We start from the raw sequence: 23,149 nt of genomic DNA, 5'->3' as shown, positions 1-23,149 counted from the left end.
GAGTGATCACAATGGCATTTACAGCAACCGCCACCGTGAAGGGGAGTTCAACCGTTTACGCATTAAGTTCTAATGTTAAAAAATACACTTTAAAGGATGTGGGTTTCACTGAGACCCGCGGCGGTAATTTTCAATTAGAACGGCCGCTAGACCCTAATTCGCCGTATAATCAGGCTTTTAAATTAAAAATGACTGTCGCTAAGGACCTGCAGAATCTAAAAATGGTGATCACGACGGCCAACGGCTTACAGGCAGTGGATATTTTTAAGCAGCCGGCTAAAACAGCGGAGATCACACAATTTAATTTTTTAATGCAAAACTTAATTGAACGTGAAATTTTAATTAAAAAATAATGAGCAAATTCACTTGAATTTATTAGATTTAGACTTAAACTAAGACTAACTAATAATGAAGGTGGCGTGCACATGAAGAAATTGGTTTGGCTGTTGATTACAAGCTATCACGATCTTCAGTGGGTTTATCAACATGATGAAGTTGCTTGGATCGTTAACTAAGGGTTTGACAAAACTGTGACGGTAGTAAAACGGGTCACAGTTTTTTTGTTGGCGTTTCTAAATAAAATGTAACTCCAGGTGGCTTTTTCTGGGCTTATCCGTTTTGGCGGTCCCAATAGCCTGTTATTATCAAGCGGTCATTTTAAGTATGCTAACCGATCCTTCTTATAATTAGTAAGCTTGCATTATACCAAGGGCTTGCTATAATGGTAATTACTGAATTACGCGACCTTCAAATCGTGGATTTTCAGAATCTATTTGAAATGATGGTGATCAAATGAATGAGAACGCCAATACACGCGTTGTCGTTGGTTTGTCAGGTGGCGTCGACTCCACCGTTGCCGCATTGCTTTTGAAACAGCAAGGTTACGATGTAGTCGGCGTATTTATGAAGAATTGGGACGATACGGATGAGATGGGTGTCTGTACCGCCACAGAAGATTTCAAAGACGTGGTCAAAATTGCCAATCAGATTGGCATCCCTTATTACTCAATTAATTTTGAGAAGGAATATTGGGACCGCGTTTTCGAGTATTTCCTTGCTGAGTACAAGCACGGACGGACGCCGAATCCGGATGTGATGTGCAATAAGGAAATCAAGTTCAAAGCATTTTTGGATTACGCCCTAGATTTAGGTGCTGATTACATTGCAACCGGCCACTATGCGCGGATCAAGCGGGATGCTGATGGCACGGCGCACATGTTGCGCGGGGTTGATGGCAATAAAGATCAGACTTATTTCTTAAGCCAGTTATCCCAAAACCAATTGAATAAAGTGATGTTCCCCTTAGGTGATATGACTAAGCCGGAAGTCCGTAAAATCGCGGCTAAGTATGATTTAGCGACGGCTAAAAAGAAGGACTCCATGGGCATCTGTTTTATTGGCGAGAAGAATTTTAAACAGTTCTTAAGTCAGTATTTACCAGCTCAGCCAGGTAAAATGATGACCGTTGACGGTGAGGTTAAAGGGCATCATGATGGCTTGATGTACTATACGATCGGTCAGCGCCAAGGTTTAGGCATCGGTGGTAATGGGGCTTCTAACGATCCGTGGTTTGTAATTGGTAAGGATCTGACTACTAATACATTATACGTCGGCCAAGGTTTCCACAATGAGCATCTATATGCGACCCATCTGACTGCCTCTAAGTTTAATTTTACAACTGACTTGGATCGCGGTGCTACTTTCCACGTTAGCGCTAAGTTCCGTTATCGGCAGCAGGATACTGGTGTAACGGTGCATATGAGTGCTGATCGGCAAAGTGCCACCATCGAGTTTGATGAGCCAGTGCGCGCGATCACACCTGGTCAGGCCGTTGTTTTATATGATGGTGACGAGTGTTTAGGTAGCGGTACGATTGATGCAGCCTATAATGATGGGCGCGTCTTACAATACGTTTAATTTTTGAAAAGTTGGCTGCGGCCAGCTTTTTTGTTTGCCCTGAGCGCTTGAATTTCCGGCTTATTTTCCGCATAATAGTAGGAAAGGTATTGGAAAGAGGATCAGGTGTGGTGACTAAATTATTTTTTGTACGGCACGGTAAAACGCAGTGGAATTTAGAAGGCCGTTATCAAGGCGCAAATGGTGACTCACCGCTGTTGGCGGAAAGTTACACTGAAATTGACGATCTGGCTCATTTTTTACGCCCCATTCATTTTAAGCGGATCTATAGTAGCCCGTTAAATCGGGCCAAAACAACGGCTCTGGCGCTAGATGATCGCTTGCCTGGCAATATACCAGTGGTGATCGATGAACGCTTGCGGGAGTTTAATTTAGGCAAAATGGAAGGCATGAAGTTTACTGAAGTGGCGCGCCGCTATCCTGCAGAATTATATGCCTTTCGTCATGCTCCCGCCCAATATGATCCGACTACGATCGCTGGTGAATCATTTCCGCAATTGATTGCGCGCATGCAACCCGTGATCAAAGAAATCGTTGCGCAGGATAATGGTGTGGGCCAATATATTATTGTCAGTCACGGGGCGGCGTTGACAGCTTTGATCCAATCGTTGTTAGGCACACCGTTGGCCGATATTCGTAAACGGGGCGGCCTTTCAAACACCAATGTAACGACGATCGAAACCTGCGATGCGGGGACAACCTATCAATTATTAAAATGGAATGATACCCATTTCTTAAGTAAGCCACTAGATGAAACTGATACGATTTAGGTGATTTTTTGAAAAAAACAAGTCAAACTTTATGGGCTAAAGGTGATAAACAGGGTGCAGTCAAGGCTTTAGTTGCTGCAATCGAGCATGATCCTTTAGCCGTGGATAATTATTTAGAATTAGCGGCCTATTTAAATGCGTTACAAGACACTGAGCAGGCCGCCAAGTTGTTACAAAGTGCTTTGGTTAAGCTGCCGCAGAATCAAGATCTACTTTATAGTTTAGGCACAACTTATTATGCTGCTGGTGATTACACTAAGGCGTTGGCGCAGTTTCAGCAGTTGACCCTACCACGGCTGGAAAACGATAAATTGTACATGCTCGCTTCGACTTATTATGCCCAACAGGATTATAATCGGGCGTTAGCCTTTGCTTTAACGGCACAGCAGCATGAGCCTAAGCGTACGGATGTTAACTTATTGGTCGGGGATCTTTTTTTAGCTTTAGGTGAGTTTAAACACGCTGAAACCTATTATACCAAGGCGCTGGCGACTGCTAAAACCAAGGCAGTCGCCAATTTTAAGATTGGCCTAGCGCGGTTGGCACAAGGCCAGAGTAGTCAGACTTATTTTGCGCAGGCTAAGCAGTTAGATCCGACTTATTTTGCCCATGAGAAGCATCGGTTAACGGATATTGAACGTTACTTAAACGCACAACAAAAATGAGGATATCATTATGGCAGAACAGGAATTACCACTTTTTACTGAAGAAAAGCAACCGTATTTGATTGGTAAAGTCAGTGCGATCTTTTTTCATAATCCCACTAATTTTTATCAGGTGGTACTAGTTAAAGTTAGTGAAACTAGCTTTGAATGGCATGAAGATGAGATCGTCGTCACGGGCAGCTTTGGTGAATTAAAGGAAGAAGAAAGTTATCAATTTTTCGGTAAATTAGTGACGCATCCTAAGTATGGAATGCAGTTTCAAGCAAATAATTATCAATTGAATAAGCCAACGACTACCGAGGGTTTGATCACTTATTTATCCGGTGATAATTTTAAAGGAATCGGCAAACGCACGGCAGAAAAAATCGTGGCCGAATTAGGTACTGGCGCGATCGATAAGATACTGGCCGATTCCAGTGTGCTGGAACCACTGGGCTTGCCGGTAACCAAAATTCAGGCCTTGGTGGATACGCTAACGGCTAATAATGGCTTAGATCAGATCATTATTGGCCTGAACGGTTATGGCTTTGGTAGTCAGCTAGCCTATACGATCTATGAGCGTTATCAAGGTGATACGCTGAAAGTGATCACCGAAAACCCGTACCAGCTAGTTTATGATATCCAGGGGGTTGGCTTTAAAAAGGCGGATAATATTGCCTTACAGCAAGGTTCGGCGGCTGATGCACCCGAACGGATCCAAGCGGCGATTTTACAAGTGATCACGGAGCTAACGCAGGCCGAAGGGGACACTTATACAACGGCGCAACCTTTATTAGCAGGTAGCCTACGCTTACTGCAAGAAAGTCGGAATGAAGCGATCGACCCGGATAAGGTAGCACAGCAGTTTATTGAACTGGCTGATCAAGGTAAATTAGTTGGTGACGAGGAGCGAATCTATTTACGGTCGCTTTATCGTGCAGAGTGGCAAATCGCTGAGCATCTCTACCGGTTAGAAAATGAAGAAGAAAAGATCACTTACCCCGATCATGATTTGGATAAAGAGATCCGGCGGTTAGAAAAGTTATTTGGCATCAGTTATGGTGCTTCCCAGGTAGCGACCATTAAGGCCGCCTTAACGCACCGGGTTTTCTTGCTGACTGGTGGTCCCGGAACTGGTAAAACGACGATCATCAATGCAATCGTCAGTTTATTTGGCGAACTTAACGGTTTGTCCTTAGATCCTAAAGATTATAAGGAGCAAGATCAAGTTTTTCCGGTTTTATTAGCGGCGCCTACTGGACGTGCGGCCAAGCGAATGAGTGAACTAACCGATATTCCTGCAAGCACAATCCATCGTTTGTTAGGCTTGACGGGACGAGAAAGTAATCCCGATGTGGCCACCAAGGAGCTAGAAGGTGGTTTATTGATTATTGATGAAATGTCGATGGTGGATACCTATCTATTTAAGATGTTGATCCATGCTGTGCCAAGTTCGATGCAGGTTATTTTGGTGGGGGATAAGGACCAGCTTCCTTCGGTTGGTCCAGGTCAGGTTTTTTATGACCTGTTGAGCAGTCAAGTGTTGCCTAGTCACGAATTAACGGAGATCTACCGTCAGGATGGTGAATCTTCGATCATTCCGTTGGCACATGCCATTAAAGAAGGACAGTTGCCGGCCGATTTTGGCGAAAACAAAATTGACCGTTCGTTTATTGCTTGTAACGCTTATCAGGTCGAGTCCGTGATCGCGCAAGTGGTGACTAAGGCGAAGCAAAAAGGGTTTAGTGCGGCGGATATTCAGGTGTTGGCACCAATGTACCGTGGTGCTGCAGGAATTGATCGGCTAAACCTAGAAGTTCAGCAGATTTTGAATCCACCGAAATCAGCTAAGACCAAAAAAATTGAATTTCGGGGCCAAACCTTTCGGATCGGTGACAAAGTGCTCCACTTAGTCAACAGTCCTGAACAAAATGTATTTAACGGGGATATTGGCGAGATCGTTAGTATTCAATTAGCTAAGGAGAAGGGCAATGAGGACAAAGCAGATAAGCTGACGATTCAGTTTGATGCCACCGAAGTCACTTATGGACGAACAGATTGGGCTAAGATCACTTTGGCTTTTTGTACTTCGATCCATAAAGCTCAAGGTAGTGAATTTAAAATGGTGATTTTACCGATGGTCCATCAATATCAGCGAATGTTACAACGTAATTTGTTGTACACTGCAGTTACCCGTGCCGAAAAATTATTGATTTTATTAGGCGAAAAGCAGGCTTTTATGACCAGTGTGGCCAATGAATCGATCAATCGTAAAACCACCTTGAAACTGCGGTTGCAAACAACATTTGCACCGGACACAGCCGAACCTACTAAGATCGCGGATAAAGCGGCCACCTATACGCCGATGGCAACGACGGTATCAGTGGCCGAGCCTGACCGCAAAGCACCTGTACCGGCCACCCCGGTTGAACATATTTTGACTAACGCCTTAATTGCTCAGGGACACATTGATCCGCTGATCGGAATGGCCGGTAGTAAGCCACAAGATTTTGTTAAGGTAAATAAATAGCAGACCTCAAAATCGAGGTCTGCTATTTATTTGCTACGAACCAAAAGGCTTGGCGCGTCACACTAAATTCTAAATCAAACTGTCGTTTTCCCAGGTCCTCGCCATCAGCCTGACCGTATTCAGCAGTGGTCGTTTGAATGTGCAACTTGCGGGTGTGAAAATGGTGGACCGGTGGCATTTTGGTATGCCATTGGCGAAACATTAGCGCGAATAATAAAATGAAATAAAAAACATTGACCCGTTCCATGATCACGAGATCAAGATGATGATCGTAAACCGACGCACTGGCCAAAAGGGGAACGCCACCGCCAAAATAGGGATGGTTAGTTGTGGTCACAACAAAACCGCGCTTAAATTGGTAGCTTTGCCCGTTTGTGGTGACAGTGACTGGGAAAGCCTTTTGCGTGACAAATGCTTTGACCAACGATGTTAGGTAGGCCAAGGAGCCAGCATGATATTTATTTAAATATTTTTTTGTGATCGAACGGTTAGTGATGTGGACAACATTAGCATCAAAACCGATGCCGATGTTATTACTAAAATAACTGACCGTCTGGTGTTGACGATCTTCACAGCGGCCAACATCTAAAAATAGTGGCTGCTGTGCGTTTAGAATTTGGGTTAAAGCAGTTTGTGAATTAGTGGCGATACCGACACCACGAGCAAAATCATTACCGGAGCCACAGGGGATATAGGCCAAAGCAATTGGATTGGCGCTAACTTGTTGTAAGCCGTTTAAAGCTTCGTGCAAGGTACCGTCGCCACCAAGTACTAGCAAAATCGGCGCTTCTTGAGCAGGAACTGCCTTAAATTCTAAAGCCAATGCGTGTGCTAATTGCGTAGCGTGGCCGCGGGCTTGAGTAAAATGCAGCGTATAATCAATGTTTTGTTGGTTAAGGGTCACCGCGATCTGACTCCAGGTTGCACGTGTACGACCACCACCAGCGTAATTGTTAACAATGATGTAAAAGGGACGATGCAAAGACACAGCAGGCACTTCCTTCTAGAATAAAAATATAATGGCTCAAAAGACAAGCTTTGTCTTTTGAGCCATTATCAGAATCGAGCAATGACAAACTTTAAACGGTCACCAACATCGGTAAAATCATCGGGTGTCGTTCGGTTTGGTCAAATAAGAATTCCTGTAGATCACCAATAATTGCGTCACGCAGCATTGCTTCCGTGACTTGATCATTGGCCTTAAAAATATTCCGCATGATGCGATAGATCCGTTTCTGACCTTTACTGATCAGTTCACCAGATTCACGCATATAAACAAATCCACGAGAAAGAATGTCAGGACCAGCAAGTACTTGTTTAGTTTTTAAGTTGATTGTTGCCACAACGATCACAATACCTTCTTCAGAAAGCACTTGGCGATCATGTAAAACAACATTACCAATATCACCAATACCACTGCCATCAACATAAACATCACCAGCCGTAAAGTGACCAGCAATTCGCGCAGAGTCATTAGTCAAGGCCAATACATCACCATTTTCCATGATAAACGTATTCTCTTTAGGGACATGCGTTTGTTCCGCTAATTCAGTATGGATCTGGAGCATCCGGTATTCACCATGGATCGGCATAAAGAATTTAGGTTTCATCAAGCGGAGCATTAGCTTTTGTTCTTCCTGACCGCCATGACCAGAAGTATGCACGTTATTGACCTTACCGTGAATGACCTCAGCACCGGCTTCGGCAAGCTCATTGATCACGTGGTTAACGCTAGTCGTATTACCTGGAATAGGGTTGCTGGAGAAAACGACAGTGTCGCCTGGTTGAATCGAAATCTGTCGGTGCGTGCCGTTGGCAATGCGACTTAGCGCCGCCATCGGCTCACCTTGAGATCCAGTACAAAGAATCATGATTTTATTAGCCGGAATATGGTTGATTTCATTACCCTCGACTAAACTTTCAGCCGGAATATCTAAATAGCCTAGTTCTGTACCATTAACAATCGCATTTTGCATACTGCGCCCGAACACCGCAATTTTGCGACCAGCCTTCAACGCAGCATCGCTGGCTTCTTTGATCCGCGAAATGTTGGAAGCAAAAGTGGCAAAAATGATCCGTCCTTCGATCTTATCAATAATATGTTTTAAAGACTGTTCAACAAAGCGCTCCGACTTGGTAAAACTAGGAATCTCGGCGTTGGTACTATCAGACATTAAGCACAACACGCCTTCTTCACCGAGGCGAGCCATTTTTTGTAGGTTAGGTGCCGGTTGATCGCCAACTGGCGTTAAATCAAATTTGTAATCACCGGTTTCAACGATGGTCCCCTGCGGCGTTTTGACTGCAACCCCTAGCGTATCGGGAATAGAGTGGGTTGTTCGGAAAAATGATACGCTGGTTTTGCGAAATTTCAAAACGGTGTCTTCATTAATTTCGTGTAGATCGGCATCCTTCAGTAAACCGCGTTCTTCCAATTTTCCGCGAATTAAAGCTAAAGCTAATGGCCCAGCATAAATTGGCACGTTGATCTGTTGTAGCAAAAAGGGAATGCCACCGATATGATCTTCGTGGCCATGCGTGATCACCAAAGCCTTGATTTTTGACAAATTAGCAGCCGCATACGCATAGTCAGGAATCACGTAATCAATGCCTAATAATTCGTCTTCAGGGAATTTGATCCCACAATCAATCAAAATAATTTCGTCTTGGAACTGAACGCCGTACATATTTTTACCGATCTCGCCTAGGCCCCCCATGGCGAAGATAGCAGTTTCGTTATTCTTGACGTTCAGTTTCTTCATGGTTAAACTCCGTTAATTTAAAAGCTGGACTTTTCTGCTCATATTCGAGATGGTTACCGATTAATTCTTGAATGAATTCAACGTTATAGGGGGTTTGCGTTTCGATAATAGCCCGAGCAGCAACTGCATCGGTTGCATCCATGTACAGTGTTTTAGTGCTTTCACGCCGAGGTGCCAGCGCCTTATTTTCCTGATAAAGTACTTTGAAAATCATTAGTAATAGATCGCTCCTTTGAGAATAAAAATAAAAACTAGTGACGCTACTAAAAAGCCCACGTCAGCGAATGTGGGGCTTTTTGTGCGCAATTAAATTGTTTTCTTCCGAACAAGTGGTTGTAAAAACAACGTATGGCTAAATTTTAGCATAAAATAGTTAATAAGTATACTCACGACTAAACTGTGCTAAAGTGAGTATACGCAGTTCCTTTAATTTAAGTATAATTAAAACATTTAAAATGTGGTTAGCGCCACATTTTTTGGCAAGTGTGTCACTTCTCGTAGCAAATTAAAATATGGTAAAGTAAAATTAAAGAAAAATTATGCGCGGCCAACTTTTTAGGAAGGTAAGAATAATGAATATACTACTTATAATTTTAGTGATCCTAGGTTTGGTGGTTATTGGGGCAGTATTATTGTTAGCTCAACGGTTACGGCGTAATCGTGCTCTGCGGTTATTGCAATTAACGAGTCAGAAGGCGACTGATGCAGCTGCAGCAGCAGCTGTTCATCAATTGAATCAGCAGCATTTGTTGCCGGCATTAACGGCACCGTTGGTATCTCAAGTGGCTGCTGATGTTTGGGGACACGGGGTATTGGTTTTTGAATATCAAATTGCGGCTGGCGATTTATCTACTGTGCAATTGCGCTTATTGACGCATCAGTTGGAACAGGCCTTGGCTAAGGCCGCACAGCAACAACAATTGACTGCGTTTAAAGCTAATATTCCCGTATTTGCCGTTTCGGATATCTGGTTATTAACCGGTCAATTACATTTTGATATTGCGTATTTACGGAATCAGGCAACGTTGGATTATGTAGCGGATATGCGAAAGTTAAGTGTCGAAAAAGGCACCAATTAAAAAGTGAGTCGCTGAACTTAACAGCGACTCACTTTTTAATTATTCGATCACTAGGTCTTCATCTTCCATGGTGAATGGATGGTCATGGTCGATATGATCATAAAATAAAATACCGTGTAAATGATCGATTTCATGTTGGCAAACGATTGCTGGATAATTCTTTAAACGAATTTTGTGTTGTTGACCTTCAACATCGTAGTAGCGCAAGGTGATCCGATCGTGGCGTACCACGTAACCAGGCACATCGCGATCAACGGATAAGCAGCCTTCGCCTTCGGAAAGAGCTGCGCCTTGAACCGAATGGCTGATGATAACCGGATTGACGATCGTGTCTTTGAATAACGGAGCGCTACCATCCGCGCTGGGAACTAATACTGAGGCCATTTGTAACGAAACATCGACTTGTGGGGCGGCCAAACCGACACCAGCACGTAAATGATATTTTTCCGCAATTTTAGGATCTTGGCTATTCTCCAAGAATTCCATCATGTCATGAGCTAACTGCCGCTGTTCGGCAGACAAAGGAAAGACCGCTTTTTTGGCTTCTGAGCGTAGTGTGTCCTTACCTTCGCGAATAATATTTTTCATTGTGATCAACTTCTATTACCTCCGCTTGATTACCATTTATGAGAATAGTTTAGCATAATTATTTAGCAAATTGAAAGCTAAGTCGCCAGACAATCGGTACACGCTAAAAATAAATTTTTGAATTTTAGGCATTCTAGCTTAAAATAGAGTTGAATCATTGTGATTCATTGGGAAGGGGTTGAAATAGGGATCCAGTAACAATCAGGATCCTGGTGCCGATGAAAAAGAATATCATAATTTGTGGTAGCGAACAACGGGTTTATGCTGCTACCTTGGCTTGTTTATTGGTTGATCTACCATTAAATATTCATTTATTAGTTAATGATGAACTAAACGCAGGCCGGCTACAAGAGTTAGTCAATGCTGCCGATCTACAGCATAATATTACGGTTCAACAAGCAACGACCGCAATTTTTAAAAAGGCTGATCTCCTTTTGATCACTGATTTGAAAAGCTTGCCGGCCGCGGTCAGTGCTCTCGATTACGCAACGGCAGTCTTGCCAGATTTTCGTAAATTGATTGCCAATGCGATGGCTAATGGCTTTACCGGTAAAATCTGTTTACTCCAAAAATATGATGAACTATTCACTTATTTTGCTTGGCGCTTTTCTGGTTTACCGCAAAGCGATGTCGTCGGGTTTGGTACTTTTCCGGCTAGTTTATTGCTGGAACGACTTTTGCAAAAACAGTTGCGGGTCGGCCAACACGATGTTCGTGCGTATGTTGTTGGGACACAGCATCAACCGATTATTGCGTGGAGTCGTACCTATGTTGGTGCTGCGCCGGTTTTAACGTTGGTGGCCAATGATACCACTGACTTTGATGCGGATAAGATGATGACCTTGGAAGCGCGAGTACAACAAGAAAGTGGCGTTGAACAATTTGCCTTACAAGCAATTTGTTTGCAGACAGTTTTACAAGCGTTGTTATTTGAGGCTGGCTTGTTATCCACGTTTACCACCTTACACAGTTATGCAGATGAGCAATTGGTGGCCTACAGTGCGCCTATTTATCTCAGCGGTTCAGGAACGCGGCAAGTCACTGAATTATCGCTGACTAAGGAAGAACAGGCACAGTTAGCTGCCAATATTGCGGTTTCTCGTGACCTAATCACCCAGATCGAACAAGGAGGTATCGGGGTTTGAACAACCAAAACTATCAATATCCATTAGATCCAGATTGGACCAAGGCTGAATTAGTAACGGTGATCGCTTTTTATCGTGTGGTTGAGCAGGCCTATGAACAAGGTTGTCAGGTGACTGATTTTTTAAGTGCCTATCAAGCCTTCAAAAAAATCGTACCAGGAAAGGCTGCGGAAAAACGATTAGATCGCGAATTTAGCCAAGTTTCTGGTTATTCAAGTTATCGGGCGGTGCAGACGGCTAAGCAAGCAACTAAACGGCAATTTAAAATGAAATGAGATGGCAGGGATGGATCTAGCAGAAATCAAAGTAATTAACACGCAGGTACAAAATTGGTTAGCCACTGCAGTCAATGAGTTACGCCAAAATTTGGATGAACAATTGCAAGTGCGCACTAAATCGGGACGCAACGACCTAGTTACTAATTTTGATAAGGGAACGGAGCACTTTCTTGTCGAACAAATTCACCATGCTTTTCCAGAAGACCAAATTGTCAGTGAAGAAGGTTTTGGTGACCGCGTTCAAAGCCTGCAGGGCCGTGTCTGGTTCGTTGACCCCATTGATGGCACAATGAATTTTGTCCGTCAGCGTGATGATTTTGCCATGATGATTGCCTTATATGAAGATGGGCAAAATGTATTAGGGTATATTTTAGACGTTATGCAAGACGAGTTACTTTGGGGCGGGCCTAGTGTGGGCTTGCACGTTAATCAACAAAAAATCACGGGGCCGGCTAATCAGCCTTTGGCGGCTGGTTTGTTAGGTGTGAATGGTCCAATGTTTGCCTTGAATCGGGAACACGTGCGGGATATTGCTTTTGCTAGTTCTGGCGCGCGGATCATTGGTAGTGCAGGGTTAGAATTTCAACGGGTGATCCGTGGCCGCCAAGTGGGGTATATTTCCCATTTAGCCCCTTGGGACGTTGCGGCCGGAAAAATTTTAGCGGAAACAGCAGGTTTATCAGTCACAACAATTGACGGCCACCCCTTAAATATGCTAGAATCACAAGTTGTATTAGTAATAACGCGCCGCGCGCTGCCAGAAGTTCAAAAAATCCGGCAGTCATAAAGGTAGTTTATGAATAATAACGCAGGACTGTGGCAAAGGTCACAGTTTTTTTATGGCGTTAGGACGGATGTTTTCTGAAAAAGCTGCGCACCAACGATATTTTCTGGTATAATATGCTGTTGAGTGTGAATTTCGTCCGAAATTTTTGATCACGAGCCGCTAGTTAGCAGTTTATGTGATGATAAACTGCTGGCAGCCACTTGTTTTCAACAACACTATTAGCAAGTATCTATTGCTGGTGCGTTTTAACCAAATAAGAGCTTGTTGGCCGTTGTTATTTTGTTAAGGCAAAAAGTACGGCGCCAAAACAATGCAGTTTATTGACCTAGTCAATAAATAACGATTTTTTGTGAAGTAGAGCCATGTTTCAACTTGGCGGTTTTTGCCTGAGTTGAATGGCCATCGCCCGCAACATCAAGATTTATTAGCAGTTCTGAGCTAATAAATAACCATTTTGTGTAGTAGTAGAAAGGATAGAGTAAAGTGAATCGTAGAGAAGATATTCGCAATATTGCAATTATTGCGCACGTCGATCATGGTAAGACAACCCTAGTTAATGAAATGTTAAAACAATCGGATACTTTAGATGAACATATCCATTTAGAGGATCGGGCCATGGATACTAACCCGATTGAAAAAGAACGTGGGATCACGATCTTATCAAAAAACACCGCAGTTGATTATGCGGGTAAAAAGATCAATATTTTGGATACACCAGGCCATGCGGATTTTGGTGGCGAAGTTGAACGAATCATGAAAATGGTTGATGGTGTTTTGTTAGTCGTTGATGCTTTTGAAGGTACAATGCCGCAAACCCGGTTTGTTTTGAAAAAAGCCTTAGAACAGCATTTAACACCAATCGTTGTCATTAACAAAATTGATCGTCCTGGTGCACGGCCTGAAGAGGTCGTTGATGAAGTGCTTGATCTATTTATTGAATTAGGTGCTGACGATGATCAATTGGAATTCCCAGTGGTTTATGCAAGTGCCATCAACGGGACTTCCAGCTTGGAATCAGATCCAGCTGCACAAAAACATACGATGAATCCTTTGTTTGATACGATTCTCAAAACAATTCCCGCACCAATTGATAATTCTGACGAACCTTTACAATTCCAAGTTGCCCTATTGGACTACAACGAATACGTTGGGCGGATCGGGATCGGCCGGATTTTCCGGGGTAAGATCAAGGTCGGTGATCAGGTTTCTGTTTTGAAACTTGACGGCTCGGCTAAAAACTTCCGGGTTACTAAGTTATTTGGTTTCTTTGGTTTGAAGCGAGTTGAGATCAATGAAGCTAAGGCTGGCGATTTGATCGCGGTTTCAGGGATGGAAGATATTTTCGTCGGTGAAACGGTTACACCTGTGGATCATCAAGATGCTTTGCCGATTTTACGGATCGACGAACCAACTTTGCAGATGACTTTTGTGGCCAATGACTCACCATTTGCCGGTCAAGAAGGCGAATTTGTTACTGCCCGTAAATTGGAAGAACGGTTGAAGACGCAATTGCATACCGATGTTTCGTTGCGGGTCGACGACACTGATTCTGGTAGTGCTTGGTTGGTTTCTGGCCGCGGTGAGTTGCATTTATCGATCTTGGTTGAACAATTACGGCGTGAAGGCTATGAATTACAACTTTCACGGCCACAAGTTATCTATCGAAAAGTTGACGGTGTATTAAGCGAACCATTTGAATCTGTAGTGATCGACACACCAGAACAATATACGGGGACGATCATTGATTCTTTGTCGCAACGTAAAGGTGAAATGCAGAATATGGAAAGTGAAGGTAACGGGCAAACACGCCTAACTTTCTTGGCACCTTCACGTGGCTTGATCGGTTATTCTTCAGAATTCCTATCACAAACTGCTGGTTACGGAATCATGAACCATACATTTGCTAAGTATTTGCCAGTGATCAAGAATTGGGAACCAGGCCGGCGTAATGGGGCTTTAGTTTCAATTAATGCTGGTAAAACAACCACCTATAGTCTTGAAGGTATCGAAAGTCGTGGCGAATTATTCTTAGGCGCGGCTGTCGATGTTTACGAGGGTGAAGTGGTTGGCCAAAGTAATCGGGAAACTGATATTTCCGTTAACGTTACTAAAGGTAAAAAACAGACTAATACCCGGGCTTCAGGTAAGGATCATTCCGCAGCTATTGCAGTACCGCGCAAAATGTCGTTAGAAGAATCAATTGAGTTCTTGAATGAGGATGAATATTGTGAAGTAACGCCAAAGAGTATTCGGCTACGTAAAAAGATTTTAAGTACCGGCGAACGCGAACGTGTTTCGAAGCGGCGTAAAATTGCTGCTAAAAAAGCTTAATTAATTTTTAAAGAGCAAGACCAACAGATTTTTCTGTGGGCTTGCTCTTTTTTTGTCACTTGGTTACAGGCATAAGCGGAACGATAAACTTCATTTTTTTGCATTATTTTTGCTGACTTTTCTTAACCTCGAGTGCGTTTTCAAAAATTGCTATGGTATAATATTCTTTTATAAGGGTAACTCGGATTATTTGTCCTAGTTGGCCGAAAAAATTGGTAAAGGAGGCCGCGGTAATGACTGATAATCCAGAGATTGCAACTGCACATAAATTGTTGCAGGCAGATGCTGATAAAATCGAAGCGGTGGTTAATAAACAGCGGGTTTCATTGTGCTTAAGTCAGTGCCCTGCATTTGAAGAAGTCGTTGACACACAAATGTTTGGTTACTCGAAAGAGGTCATGCTGGCTGTCCGTCTTGGCTTAGTCACAGAAACGCAAGGTCACGATTTAGTGCGTGATTTGGAACAGCGGCTAAACGCCATTTATGCGGATAGTTTTGATAAACAAAAATAGAATTAGAAGGAGGCTGTCCCTCCATTGCGACAGAAATTACGACAAAAATTACAATATTTGGACTATTATATTTTAATTCCGTATTTATTACTTTCCGGTTTAGGTATTGTGATGGTTTATAGTGCCAGCTCTGACTATGTGATCATGCGTAATGCCAGTCCTGTTGGGTACTTATTAAAACAGGCGGTATTTGTGGTTTTAGGATTGTTTATTGTGACTTTCCTGTACAGCCTTAAGTTAAGTGTTTTACATAGCATGCGAAAAATATTGCTGGCGATCGGTTTGTTAGTCGCAGGCTTATTATATTTAGCCTTTTTTGGCCATTCAATTAATGGGGCAGCGGCTTGGATCAACGTGGGTTTTTTCAATATTCAACCAGTTGAATTTGCAAAATTTATTTTGATTTGGTATTTAGCTTACGTTTTCAGTAATCGTGAACAGCAGATGGCTTATGCTGACCTAAAGGCTTTAGGGCGTAATCTGATTTATCCGGGGATCATTGTCGGGGGGATTATGCTACTGGCAATGCTGCAGCCGGATATTGGTGGCACGGCCATTTTAGCTGGGATCACGGTTGTTTTAATTTTCACTAGTGGGGTTCGTGTCCGTTACGGTCTTGGCTTTACAGCAATCGTTGCGGTTTTGATCACAGTTGGTTTTGCTTATTTAGAAAAATTACCGATCAATGCCAGTAGCAGTTATCAATATCGACGGCTGATGGCATTTATCCATCCTTTTGCTTTAGCGGGGACGGATGGTAAACAATTAGTCAATTCTTACTACGCCATCAATAATGGCGGTTGGTTTGGCGTTGGCCTCGGTAATAGCATCCAGAAGCGGGGCTATTTGCCAGAACCATACACGGATTTCATCATGTCGATCACTGCAGAAGAGCTTGGTTTGGTGGCGGTGATCATTATTTTAGCGCTGGTTTATTTTTTGGCGGCGCGGATCATACTAGTAGGGATACGGGCAAAAAATTCATTTAACGCCCTGCTATGTATTGGTATTGGAGTCATGATCATGGTGCAGACTTCGATTAATATTGGCGGTATCATAGGATTGTTACCGATCACCGGGGTAACATTTCCGTTTGTTAGTTATGGCGGGTCATCCATGCTTGTGCTGGTGATCTCCATCGGTGTCGCGTTAAACGTCAGTGCCACGGAAAAAGGGGCGCAGGCGAAGCACAAACAAATGAATAAAGGTTAGTTTAATAATGAAAGGGTGACATTGGTATGAAGAAAGTACTGATCGCGAACCGGGGAGAGATTGCGGTACGTATCATTCGTGCGTGTGAGGAACTAGGGTTACAGACTGTTGGTATTTACGCCAAGGAGGATGAATACTCCTTACATCGGTTTAAGGCTGACGAGGCATACCTAGTTGGTGCGGGTAAACAACCGATTGCTGCTTACCTGGATATTGAAGACATTATTCGGATCGCTAAAATGAGCGGTGCGGATGCGATTCATCCTGGTTACGGTTTCTTATCAGAAAATGCGCAATTAGCACGGCGCTGTCAAGAAGAAGGCATCACTTTTGTCGGTCCTACTGCAGAACTGCTGGAGATGTTCGGTGATAAAGTTGCGGCTAAGCGGGCAGCACGTGACGCTGGGGTGCAGGCAATCCCTGGCAAGGAAGATCCTGTTGAGAATTTAGCTGAAATTGAAGAATTTGGTACGAAGTATGGTTATCCGCTCATGATCAAAGCGGCCATGGGTGGTGGCGGTCGTGGTATGCGGATCGTACATAGTGCAGCAGAGTTAGCGGATAGCTATGCGCGGGCTAAAAGTGAAGCATTACAGTCCTTTGGTAGTGATGAGATCTATGTTGAGCGTTTCATCAAATCCGCTAAACACATTGAAGTACAGATTTTGGCTGACCAACATGGCAATGTGTTACATTTATTTGAGCGCGATTGTTCTGTGCAGCGGCGTAATCAAAAGGTTATTGAAGTTGCGCCTTGTGTCATGTTAACAGCCGAGCAACGAGAACGGGTCACCAGTGCGGCCGTTCGTTTTATGGAGCACGTTCACTATCAAAATGCGGCTACAATCGAATTTTTATTTGAACCGGCTAAGGATCAATTCTATTTTATTGAAGTTAATCCACGGGTCCAAGTTGAACATACCATCACCGAAATGATCACCGGGGTGGATATTGTCCAAACGCAGTTGAAGATCGCTCAAGGTCAAGATCTTTTCACAGATATTGGTTTACCGCAACAAAAGGATCTCCAATTCCATGGCGCGGCGATCCAGTGTCGGGTCACCACTGAAGATCCGTTAAATAACTTTATGCCTGATACAGGGGCAATCGAAACTTACCAATCACCAGCTGGTAATGGTGTTCGGTTAGATGGTGGTAACGCTTATGCTGGAGCGGTGATCACACCCTATTTTGATTCTTTATTAGTTAAGGTTTGTACACATGCCTTCACCTTTAAACAGGCCACACAAAAAATGTTACGGGTTTTGCGTGAATTTCAAATTCGGGGCATTAAAACTAACATTGCCTTTATGGAAAAAGTGATTCAGCATCCTGAGTTTGTTTCCGGTCATGCGGAAACCACGTTTATCGACAATACGCCGGCTTTATTTGCTATTCCGCGTTTGATCGATAATAGTACACAAAAGCTGCAGTTCATTGGCGATATCACCGTCAATGGTTATGGTGATTTAGATCGCCATAAGAAGAAGTATTATCCTGAAGGTCAATTTAAAGCTGACTTTGAACCTTTTCCAAAAGGGTTAGTCACGGCTAAAACTGTTTTAGATGCCAAAGGCCCAGAAGCGGTCAATGCATGGTTGAAACAACAAAATAAATTGCTTTTAACGGATACAACTTTGCGGGATGCACATCAAAGCCTATTTGCAACGCGAATGCGGACCCATGATATGTTAGGAATCGCCAGTGATATGCAAGCGGCTATGCCTAATCTCTTTTCTTATGAAATGTGGGGCGGTGCTACCTTTGATGTGGCTTACCGCTTCTTAGTTGAAGATCCATGGGAACGACTTAAGCAACTGCGGAAAAAAATGCCGCATACGCTGTTTCAAATGCTTTTCCGGGGCAGTAATGCGGTTGGGTATAAAAATTATCCAGATAATGTTTTGATTGAATTCATTAAGCAGGCGGCGCAAGATGGGATCGATGTTTTTCGGATCTTTGATAGTCTGAATTGGGTACCACAGTTAGAAAAGAGTATTCAAGCTGTTCGTGATGCTGGTAAAATCGCTGAAGCCGCTATTTGTTATACCGGGGATATTTTAGACCCAAGTAAGCAAAAGTATGACCTTAAATACTATCAAAATTTGGCTAAAGAATTGGCTGCTGCTGGCGCACACATTATTGGGATCAAAGATATGGCCGGTTTATTGAAGCCAGAAGCTGCTTATGAATTAGTCACAACCCTCAAGGATACTGTAGACTTGCCAATTCATTTGCATACACACGACACTGCTGGTAATGGGGTCATTACCTACCAGCGAGCGGCCGCTGCAGGTGTGGATATTGTGGATGTTGCGCAAAGTGCCTTGTCGGGGACCACTAGTCAACCAAGTATGCAAAGCTTATATTATGCGTTGACTGATAATCCGCGGCAACCAGATCTGGATGTTGAAGCGACTGAGCAACTCAATCATTATTTCGAAGGAATCCGGCCGTTTTACGATGACTTTTCTAATGGCTTAAATGCGCCCGTCACGGAAAATTATACGGCACAAATGCCTGGTGGTCAGTATTCCAACCTACGGCAACAAGCTAGTGCCGTTGGCCTCGGCGATCAGTGGGAAGAGGTTAAAAAGACCTATGTTATCGTCAATAAAATGTTTGGTGATATTGTTAAAGTTACACCATCATCGAAGGTTGTTGGCGATATGGCCTTGTTCATGGTGCAGCATAAATTAACTGAAGCGGATGTTTATGCCCAAGGTGATACGATTGATTTCCCTGATTCCGTTATCAAATTCTTTATGGGTGATTTAGGGCAACCGGTTGGCGGCTTCCCAGAAAAGTTACAAAAAATTATTCTTAAGGGTAAGACCCCACTAACGGTTCGGCCTGGGAGTTTAGCTAAACCAGTTGATTTTGCCGCGGTTAAAGCCGAATTAACCGAAAAAATCCAAGCCGAACCAACCCATGAAGAAGTTTTAAGCTATTTAATGTATCCAGATGTTTTTTTGGATTATCATGTACGTAAAGAAATGTATGGGGATGTTTCCACATTAGATACCCCAACTTTCTTCCAGGGGATGCGGATCGGTGAAAAGATCGAGATCAATGTTCGTCCAGGTAAAACTTGGCTTTTGACCTTAAACGAAATTGGGGAACCCGATATTGAAGGTAACCGGACACTTTACTACACGGTCAATGGCCAGCGTAGCGAAGTTGTGATCAACGACAAGAATGCTAAACAGTCGGTCAGCGTGGCCCAAAAGGCTGAACCAACCAACCGTGAACAAATTGGTGCTGCCATGACGGGAACAGTTCTAAGCGTTTTGGTTAGCACTGACCAATTAGTTCAAAAGGGTGAGCCAATGCTGGTTACTGAAGCTATGAAAATGGAAACTACGATCCAGGCACCGTTTACCGGCCGAATCAGTCATTTATTCGTTCAGGAAGGCGACCGTGTGGAATCAAATGATTTAATGTTGGAAATCAAACCGGAAAAAACAACAGAAAAGAATTAACAAATAGAGTCGTTTTATGGGAAAGTCGGTGATGATATGGTCATAACTGAAAATTCGGTCGCGTTATTGGCACAGGTCGATGCTTTAGTAACGGCGCTTGCGGCTAGCCCGTTGTTTAAGGCTTATCAACAAGCGCAAGCAGATTTAGCGGCAGATAAGCAAGCACAAGCAAAGCTGGCGGCGTTTCATGCGGCCAATACCGCATTTGCTGCTGTTGCTGATTATGGTCATCATGCACCGGATTATCAATCCCGGCGTCGGCAGGTACGGCAGTTAAAACGTGCGGCAACTTTGTGGCCAACAGTAGCAGCCTTTAAGCGGGCAGAAATGGACTTGCAGACTGCACTAGATGAAATTGGTTTACAATTAGCCGATTGTATTTCGCCGGATATCAAAGTGGTCACAGGCAATCCGTTTTATCAAACTAAACAAACGCAACATTGCAGTGTAAAGGGGTGAGTAGATGGCATTTACCATGACACCTAGACAAGGGTTAGTCGTCTGGGTATACAGTTTGAAGCAGTTACGGCAACTGCGGCGTTATGGTACGATCTATTACACGTCACGACGTCTAAAATACGTTTATTTGTACGTCGATCAAGCAATGGTCGCACCAACAAGTGAGCAAATTAAAAAATTACACTTTGTTCGCCAAGTTGAAGTTTCACACCGGCCAGAATTGGATATGAATTTTGGTGAACGGGTTGGTCAATTAGAACGTACTGAAGACCACGAACCTCATGAATCAGTGGGGCCGAAGATTTTATTGACAAGTAAAGAAATATTAGAGAAGGATTCATAATTATGCGGATTATTTCTGGGGAATTTGGTGGGCGGCGCTTAAAGGCCGTTCCTGGCCAGGCAACACGGCCAACAACCGATAAGGTTAAGGAAGCAATTTTTAATATGATTGGGCCTTACTTTGACGGTGGCCGGGGATTAGATTTATTTGCTGGTAGTGGTGGCTTAGGTATTGAAGCGATCTCGCGTGGTTTAAATTCAATGATCTTAGTTGACCGGCAGTATGCAGCTATCAAAGTGATCAAAGAAAACGTGGCTATAACTAAGGCAGTCGAGCGCTTTCGAATCATTAAAACCAATGCAGAGCGTGCAATTCAACAGTTTGCTGTCAATGGGGAGCAGTTTGATCTTGTTTTGTTGGATCCACCTTACAAGGCACAGCAAATAACGGCCGAATTGACTAAATTTGCTGAATTGCAACTGCTAGCACCAGCTGCTATTATTGTTTGTGAAACGAATAGCGAAACGGTGTTGCCGGAACAATTACCAGGTTTTACCCACTTACGGCGCCAAATTTACAGGATCACCGCAATTACGATTTATCAGTATGGAGGAACAGTTATTGACAGCTAGAATTGCAATTTTTCCCGGCAGTTTTGATCCTTTTACTAATGGGCATTTAGAGACAGTTAGGCGAGCGAGCAAGCTTTTTGACGAAGTGATCATCGCTGTGATGACCAATACGTCTAAGCAACCTTTATTTCAACCAGCAGAAAAATTGGCGCTGATCGCGACGGCCACGAATAGTTTACCTAACGTTCGGGCAATGGTTCAAAGTGATGAGTTGGCCGTTGATTTTGCGCATAATTTAGGCGCAAAATTCATTTTACGCGGTATTCGGAATGTGAAAGATTTTGAATATGAACGGGATATTGCGGAAATGAATTTAGTCCAAGCTGATGAGATCCAAACGGTGTTTTTGCTGGCTGCGAAACGCTATGCCTTTTTATCTTCAAGTTTGATCAAGGAAGTAGCAAAGTTTGGTGGTGATATTTCCACATTGGTACCTGCGAATGTTGCTGCCGCCTTACAAGAAAGATTTAGTCAGGAAGAAGGCTAAATCATGCGCAAGTATTGGCGCAAAATTGGTTTAATCGTCGGTGTTTTAGTATTGCTACTGGGCGTTTTTTGGCCGTTACCATTTTATTTAGAAACGCCTGGGACTGCCGAAGCGTTAAACAAATTTGTCACTGTAGCGGGTCATCGTGACCAGCGCAAAGGACGGTATATGTTGACAACAGTGGCTTTGCAACAAGCACGTCCGTTTACTTATTTGTGGAGTAAAACCCAACCATTTGCTGAGGTAGTCAGTAAGGAGGCTTTAATGGGTGATGCCAGTGATCAAACGTATGAACAGATGCAGACGTATTATATGCAATCATCGATCAATGCGGCTATTACCGTTGCTTACCGGCGTGCGGGTAAAAGCTATCACCAACAGTATTTAGGTATTTACGTGATGTCATTGTTAGCAACTTCTAAGTTTAAAGGCCATCTAGCAATTGGTGACACAGTAACAAAAATCGATGGACACCGATTTAAAAGTGCACCGCAGTTCATGGACTACGTAAAAAAGCAGCGGGTCGGGCAAAAGGTCACAGTAACCTATGTGCACCATAAAAAGGTGAAGACAACGACGCAACCGCTGGTTAAATTACCGGGTACGAAACAGCCTGGTTTGGGCATCACCTTAGTTGATCACACCAAAGTTAAAACTAAGATTCCAGTCAAGGTTGCGGTTGGTGATATTGGTGGCCCATCAGCTGGGACCATGTTTACCTTGGCTATTTATGATCAGTTAACTGGTGGGCACCTGCGGCGGGGCCGTAAAATTGCGGGCACTGGAACCATGGATACAACCGGTAAAGTAGGCGCCATTGGTGGAATCGATAAAAAAGTGGTTGCGGCTAACCGTGCCGGAGCAACTATTTTCTTTGCTCCTGATGATCCGGTAACTAAGGCGGATAAAAAGGCTGATCCAGATTATCAAAATAATTATACAGTGGCCAAGGCTGCGGCCAAACGAATCCACAGTAAAATGAGAATTGTTCCGATCAAATCATTTAATGATGTGATCACATATTTAAAGAAGTGATTGGTTAAAAAGGGGCTCTCTGTCAAATCCTGTTGATAGTCAATTTTACAGCATTAGAAGTTATTGGCTCTCTGTCAAATCCTGTTGATAGTCAATTTTACAGCATTAGAAGTTATTGGCTCTCTGTCAAATCCTGTTGATAGTCAATTTTACAGCATTAGAAGTTATTTAACTTCTAATGCTGTTTTTTTACTTGGTTTGGTCCGCATTTGTTGT

At 43.3% G+C, this 23,149-nt stretch carries 22 protein-coding genes; 18 read left to right on the top strand and 4 right to left on the bottom strand.

The window, feature by feature from the left end:
• Window positions 1-11 precede the first annotated feature (11 nt).
• The 5 genes from FFM78_RS06995 to recD2 all read left to right on the top strand — a co-directional run bounded on the left by FFM78_RS06995 (window position 12) and on the right by recD2 (window position 5,861).
• Window positions 12-353 (top strand): DUF1831 domain-containing protein, encoded by a 342-nt coding sequence (locus FFM78_RS06995; protein ID WP_137637735.1) that lies wholly within the window; start codon window positions 12-14, stop codon window positions 351-353.
• A 439-nt stretch (window positions 354-792) separates the two neighbouring features.
• Window positions 793-1,917, top strand: coding sequence for a tRNA 2-thiouridine(34) synthase MnmA (mnmA, locus tag FFM78_RS06990; protein ID WP_137637734.1), 1,125 nt, complete (start codon window positions 793-795; stop codon window positions 1,915-1,917).
• A gap of 110 nt (window positions 1,918-2,027) precedes the next feature.
• The gene (locus tag FFM78_RS06985) at window positions 2,028-2,687 is read left to right on the top strand and encodes a histidine phosphatase family protein (RefSeq protein WP_137637788.1); all 660 of its coding nucleotides are present in this window, start codon (window positions 2,028-2,030) and stop codon (window positions 2,685-2,687) included.
• 8 nt (window positions 2,688-2,695) lie between these two features.
• Window positions 2,696-3,352: a tetratricopeptide repeat protein gene (locus FFM78_RS06980; RefSeq protein ID WP_137637733.1), complete on the top strand. Its 657-nt coding sequence runs from the start codon at window positions 2,696-2,698 to the stop codon at window positions 3,350-3,352.
• 10 nt (window positions 3,353-3,362) lie between these two features.
• Complete coding sequence (recD2, locus tag FFM78_RS06975; protein WP_137637732.1) at window positions 3,363-5,861, top strand: SF1B family DNA helicase RecD2; 2,499 nt, start codon at window positions 3,363-3,365, stop codon at window positions 5,859-5,861.
• 22 nt (window positions 5,862-5,883) lie between these two features.
• Here recD2 and FFM78_RS06970 read toward each other — a convergent pair whose 3' ends face one another.
• The 3 genes from FFM78_RS06970 to FFM78_RS06960 form a co-directional block, all read right to left on the bottom strand.
• Window positions 5,884-6,849 carry a diacylglycerol/lipid kinase family protein gene (locus FFM78_RS06970; protein WP_137637731.1) on the bottom strand — a complete coding sequence of 322 codons (966 nt, stop codon included), beginning with the start codon at window positions 6,847-6,849 and terminating at the stop codon, window positions 5,884-5,886.
• A gap of 91 nt (window positions 6,850-6,940) precedes the next feature.
• Entirely contained in the window at window positions 6,941-8,623 is a 1,683-nt protein-coding gene (rnjA, locus tag FFM78_RS06965; protein WP_137637730.1) for a ribonuclease J1, read from the bottom strand.
• Window positions 8,598-8,837 (bottom strand): DNA-directed RNA polymerase subunit epsilon, encoded by a 240-nt coding sequence (locus FFM78_RS06960; RefSeq protein WP_137637729.1) that lies wholly within the window; start codon window positions 8,835-8,837, stop codon window positions 8,598-8,600. The genes rnjA and FFM78_RS06960 overlap by 26 nt, the downstream gene beginning before the upstream one ends.
• A 358-nt stretch (window positions 8,838-9,195) precedes the next feature.
• Between FFM78_RS06960 and FFM78_RS06955 the strand changes: the two genes are divergently transcribed.
• Window positions 9,196-9,702, top strand: a complete 507-nt coding sequence (locus FFM78_RS06955; protein WP_137637728.1) for a hypothetical protein — start codon at window positions 9,196-9,198, stop codon at window positions 9,700-9,702.
• A 39-nt stretch (window positions 9,703-9,741) separates the two neighbouring features.
• On the opposite strand, the gene def is transcribed toward FFM78_RS06955, so the two are convergent.
• Complete coding sequence (gene def / locus FFM78_RS06950; protein WP_137637727.1) at window positions 9,742-10,299, bottom strand: peptide deformylase; 558 nt, start codon at window positions 10,297-10,299, stop codon at window positions 9,742-9,744.
• Window positions 10,300-10,508: 209 nt separating this feature from the next.
• Here def and FFM78_RS06945 point away from each other — a divergent pair, with 209 nt between their 5' ends.
• From FFM78_RS06945 to FFM78_RS06890, 12 genes are all read left to right on the top strand, one after another.
• Window positions 10,509-11,435, top strand: a complete 927-nt coding sequence (locus tag FFM78_RS06945) for a Rossmann-fold NAD(P)-binding domain-containing protein (RefSeq protein WP_137637726.1) — start codon at window positions 10,509-10,511, stop codon at window positions 11,433-11,435.
• Window positions 11,432-11,710, top strand: coding sequence for a UPF0223 family protein (locus tag FFM78_RS06940; protein WP_137637725.1), 279 nt, complete (start codon window positions 11,432-11,434; stop codon window positions 11,708-11,710). The genes FFM78_RS06945 and FFM78_RS06940 overlap by 4 nt, the downstream gene beginning before the upstream one ends.
• A 10-nt stretch (window positions 11,711-11,720) precedes the next feature.
• Entirely contained in the window at window positions 11,721-12,500 is a 780-nt protein-coding gene (locus tag FFM78_RS06935; protein ID WP_137637724.1) for an inositol monophosphatase family protein, read from the top strand.
• A gap of 483 nt (window positions 12,501-12,983) precedes the next feature.
• Window positions 12,984-14,831 carry a translational GTPase TypA gene (typA, locus tag FFM78_RS06930; protein ID WP_137637723.1) on the top strand — a complete coding sequence of 616 codons (1,848 nt, stop codon included), beginning with the start codon at window positions 12,984-12,986 and terminating at the stop codon, window positions 14,829-14,831.
• A 233-nt stretch (window positions 14,832-15,064) separates the two neighbouring features.
• Complete coding sequence (locus tag FFM78_RS06925; RefSeq protein WP_137637722.1) at window positions 15,065-15,343, top strand: DUF1507 family protein; 279 nt, start codon at window positions 15,065-15,067, stop codon at window positions 15,341-15,343.
• A gap of 24 nt (window positions 15,344-15,367) precedes the next feature.
• Window positions 15,368-16,555, top strand: a complete 1,188-nt coding sequence (locus FFM78_RS06920) for an FtsW/RodA/SpoVE family cell cycle protein (protein WP_137637721.1) — start codon at window positions 15,368-15,370, stop codon at window positions 16,553-16,555.
• A 26-nt stretch (window positions 16,556-16,581) separates the two neighbouring features.
• Window positions 16,582-20,037, top strand: coding sequence for a pyruvate carboxylase (locus FFM78_RS06915; RefSeq protein ID WP_137637720.1), 3,456 nt, complete (start codon window positions 16,582-16,584; stop codon window positions 20,035-20,037).
• A 36-nt stretch (window positions 20,038-20,073) separates the two neighbouring features.
• Window positions 20,074-20,496 (top strand): YlbF/YmcA family competence regulator, encoded by a 423-nt coding sequence (locus FFM78_RS06910; RefSeq protein ID WP_137637719.1) that lies wholly within the window; start codon window positions 20,074-20,076, stop codon window positions 20,494-20,496.
• A gap of 4 nt (window positions 20,497-20,500) precedes the next feature.
• The gene (locus FFM78_RS06905) at window positions 20,501-20,839 is read left to right on the top strand and encodes a YlbG family protein (protein WP_137637718.1); all 339 of its coding nucleotides are present in this window, start codon (window positions 20,501-20,503) and stop codon (window positions 20,837-20,839) included.
• Window positions 20,840-20,841: 2 nt separating this feature from the next.
• On the top strand, window positions 20,842-21,411 hold the full coding sequence (gene rsmD, locus FFM78_RS06900) for a 16S rRNA (guanine(966)-N(2))-methyltransferase RsmD (RefSeq protein ID WP_137637717.1): 570 nt from the start codon (window positions 20,842-20,844) through the stop codon (window positions 21,409-21,411).
• A complete protein-coding gene (gene coaD / locus FFM78_RS06895) occupies window positions 21,401-21,898 on the top strand; it encodes a pantetheine-phosphate adenylyltransferase (RefSeq protein WP_137637716.1) in 498 nt (165 codons plus the stop codon). The genes rsmD and coaD overlap by 11 nt, the downstream gene beginning before the upstream one ends.
• A gap of 3 nt (window positions 21,899-21,901) precedes the next feature.
• Window positions 21,902-22,933: a SepM family pheromone-processing serine protease gene (locus tag FFM78_RS06890; RefSeq protein WP_137637715.1), complete on the top strand. Its 1,032-nt coding sequence runs from the start codon at window positions 21,902-21,904 to the stop codon at window positions 22,931-22,933.
• The last annotated feature ends 216 nt before the right edge of the window (window positions 22,934-23,149 follow it).

Source organism: Loigolactobacillus binensis, from assembly GCF_005405165.1.
Classification (GTDB): domain Bacteria; phylum Bacillota; class Bacilli; order Lactobacillales; family Lactobacillaceae; genus Loigolactobacillus; species Loigolactobacillus binensis.
The sequence above is the reverse complement of the archived record's forward strand: the minus strand, read 5'-3'. Positions and strand labels throughout refer to the sequence as shown.

Excerpts from the sequence above, each read along its gene's own strand:
- FFM78_RS06995 (WP_137637735.1), top strand. The coding sequence starts at position 12 with ATGGCATTTACAGCAACCGCCACCGTGAAGGGGAGTTCAACCGTTTAC.
- mnmA (WP_137637734.1), top strand. The coding sequence starts at position 793 with ATGAATGAGAACGCCAATACACGCGTTGTCGTTGGTTTGTCAGGTGGC.
- recD2 (WP_137637732.1), top strand. The coding sequence starts at position 3,363 with ATGGCAGAACAGGAATTACCACTTTTTACTGAAGAAAAGCAACCGTAT.
- rnjA (WP_137637730.1), bottom strand. The coding sequence starts at position 8,623 with ATGAAGAAACTGAACGTCAAGAATAACGAAACTGCTATCTTCGCCATG.
- FFM78_RS06960 (WP_137637729.1), bottom strand. The coding sequence starts at position 8,837 with ATGATTTTCAAAGTACTTTATCAGGAAAATAAGGCGCTGGCACCTCGG.
- FFM78_RS06955 (WP_137637728.1), top strand. The coding sequence starts at position 9,196 with ATGAATATACTACTTATAATTTTAGTGATCCTAGGTTTGGTGGTTATT.
- FFM78_RS06945 (WP_137637726.1), top strand. The coding sequence starts at position 10,509 with ATGAAAAAGAATATCATAATTTGTGGTAGCGAACAACGGGTTTATGCT.
- FFM78_RS06935 (WP_137637724.1), top strand. The coding sequence starts at position 11,721 with ATGGATCTAGCAGAAATCAAAGTAATTAACACGCAGGTACAAAATTGG.
- FFM78_RS06925 (WP_137637722.1), top strand. The coding sequence starts at position 15,065 with ATGACTGATAATCCAGAGATTGCAACTGCACATAAATTGTTGCAGGCA.
- FFM78_RS06915 (WP_137637720.1), top strand. The coding sequence starts at position 16,582 with ATGAAGAAAGTACTGATCGCGAACCGGGGAGAGATTGCGGTACGTATC.
- FFM78_RS06910 (WP_137637719.1), top strand. The coding sequence starts at position 20,074 with ATGGTCATAACTGAAAATTCGGTCGCGTTATTGGCACAGGTCGATGCT.
- FFM78_RS06905 (WP_137637718.1), top strand. The coding sequence starts at position 20,501 with ATGGCATTTACCATGACACCTAGACAAGGGTTAGTCGTCTGGGTATAC.
- rsmD (WP_137637717.1), top strand. The coding sequence starts at position 20,842 with ATGCGGATTATTTCTGGGGAATTTGGTGGGCGGCGCTTAAAGGCCGTT.
- FFM78_RS06890 (WP_137637715.1), top strand. The coding sequence starts at position 21,902 with ATGCGCAAGTATTGGCGCAAAATTGGTTTAATCGTCGGTGTTTTAGTA.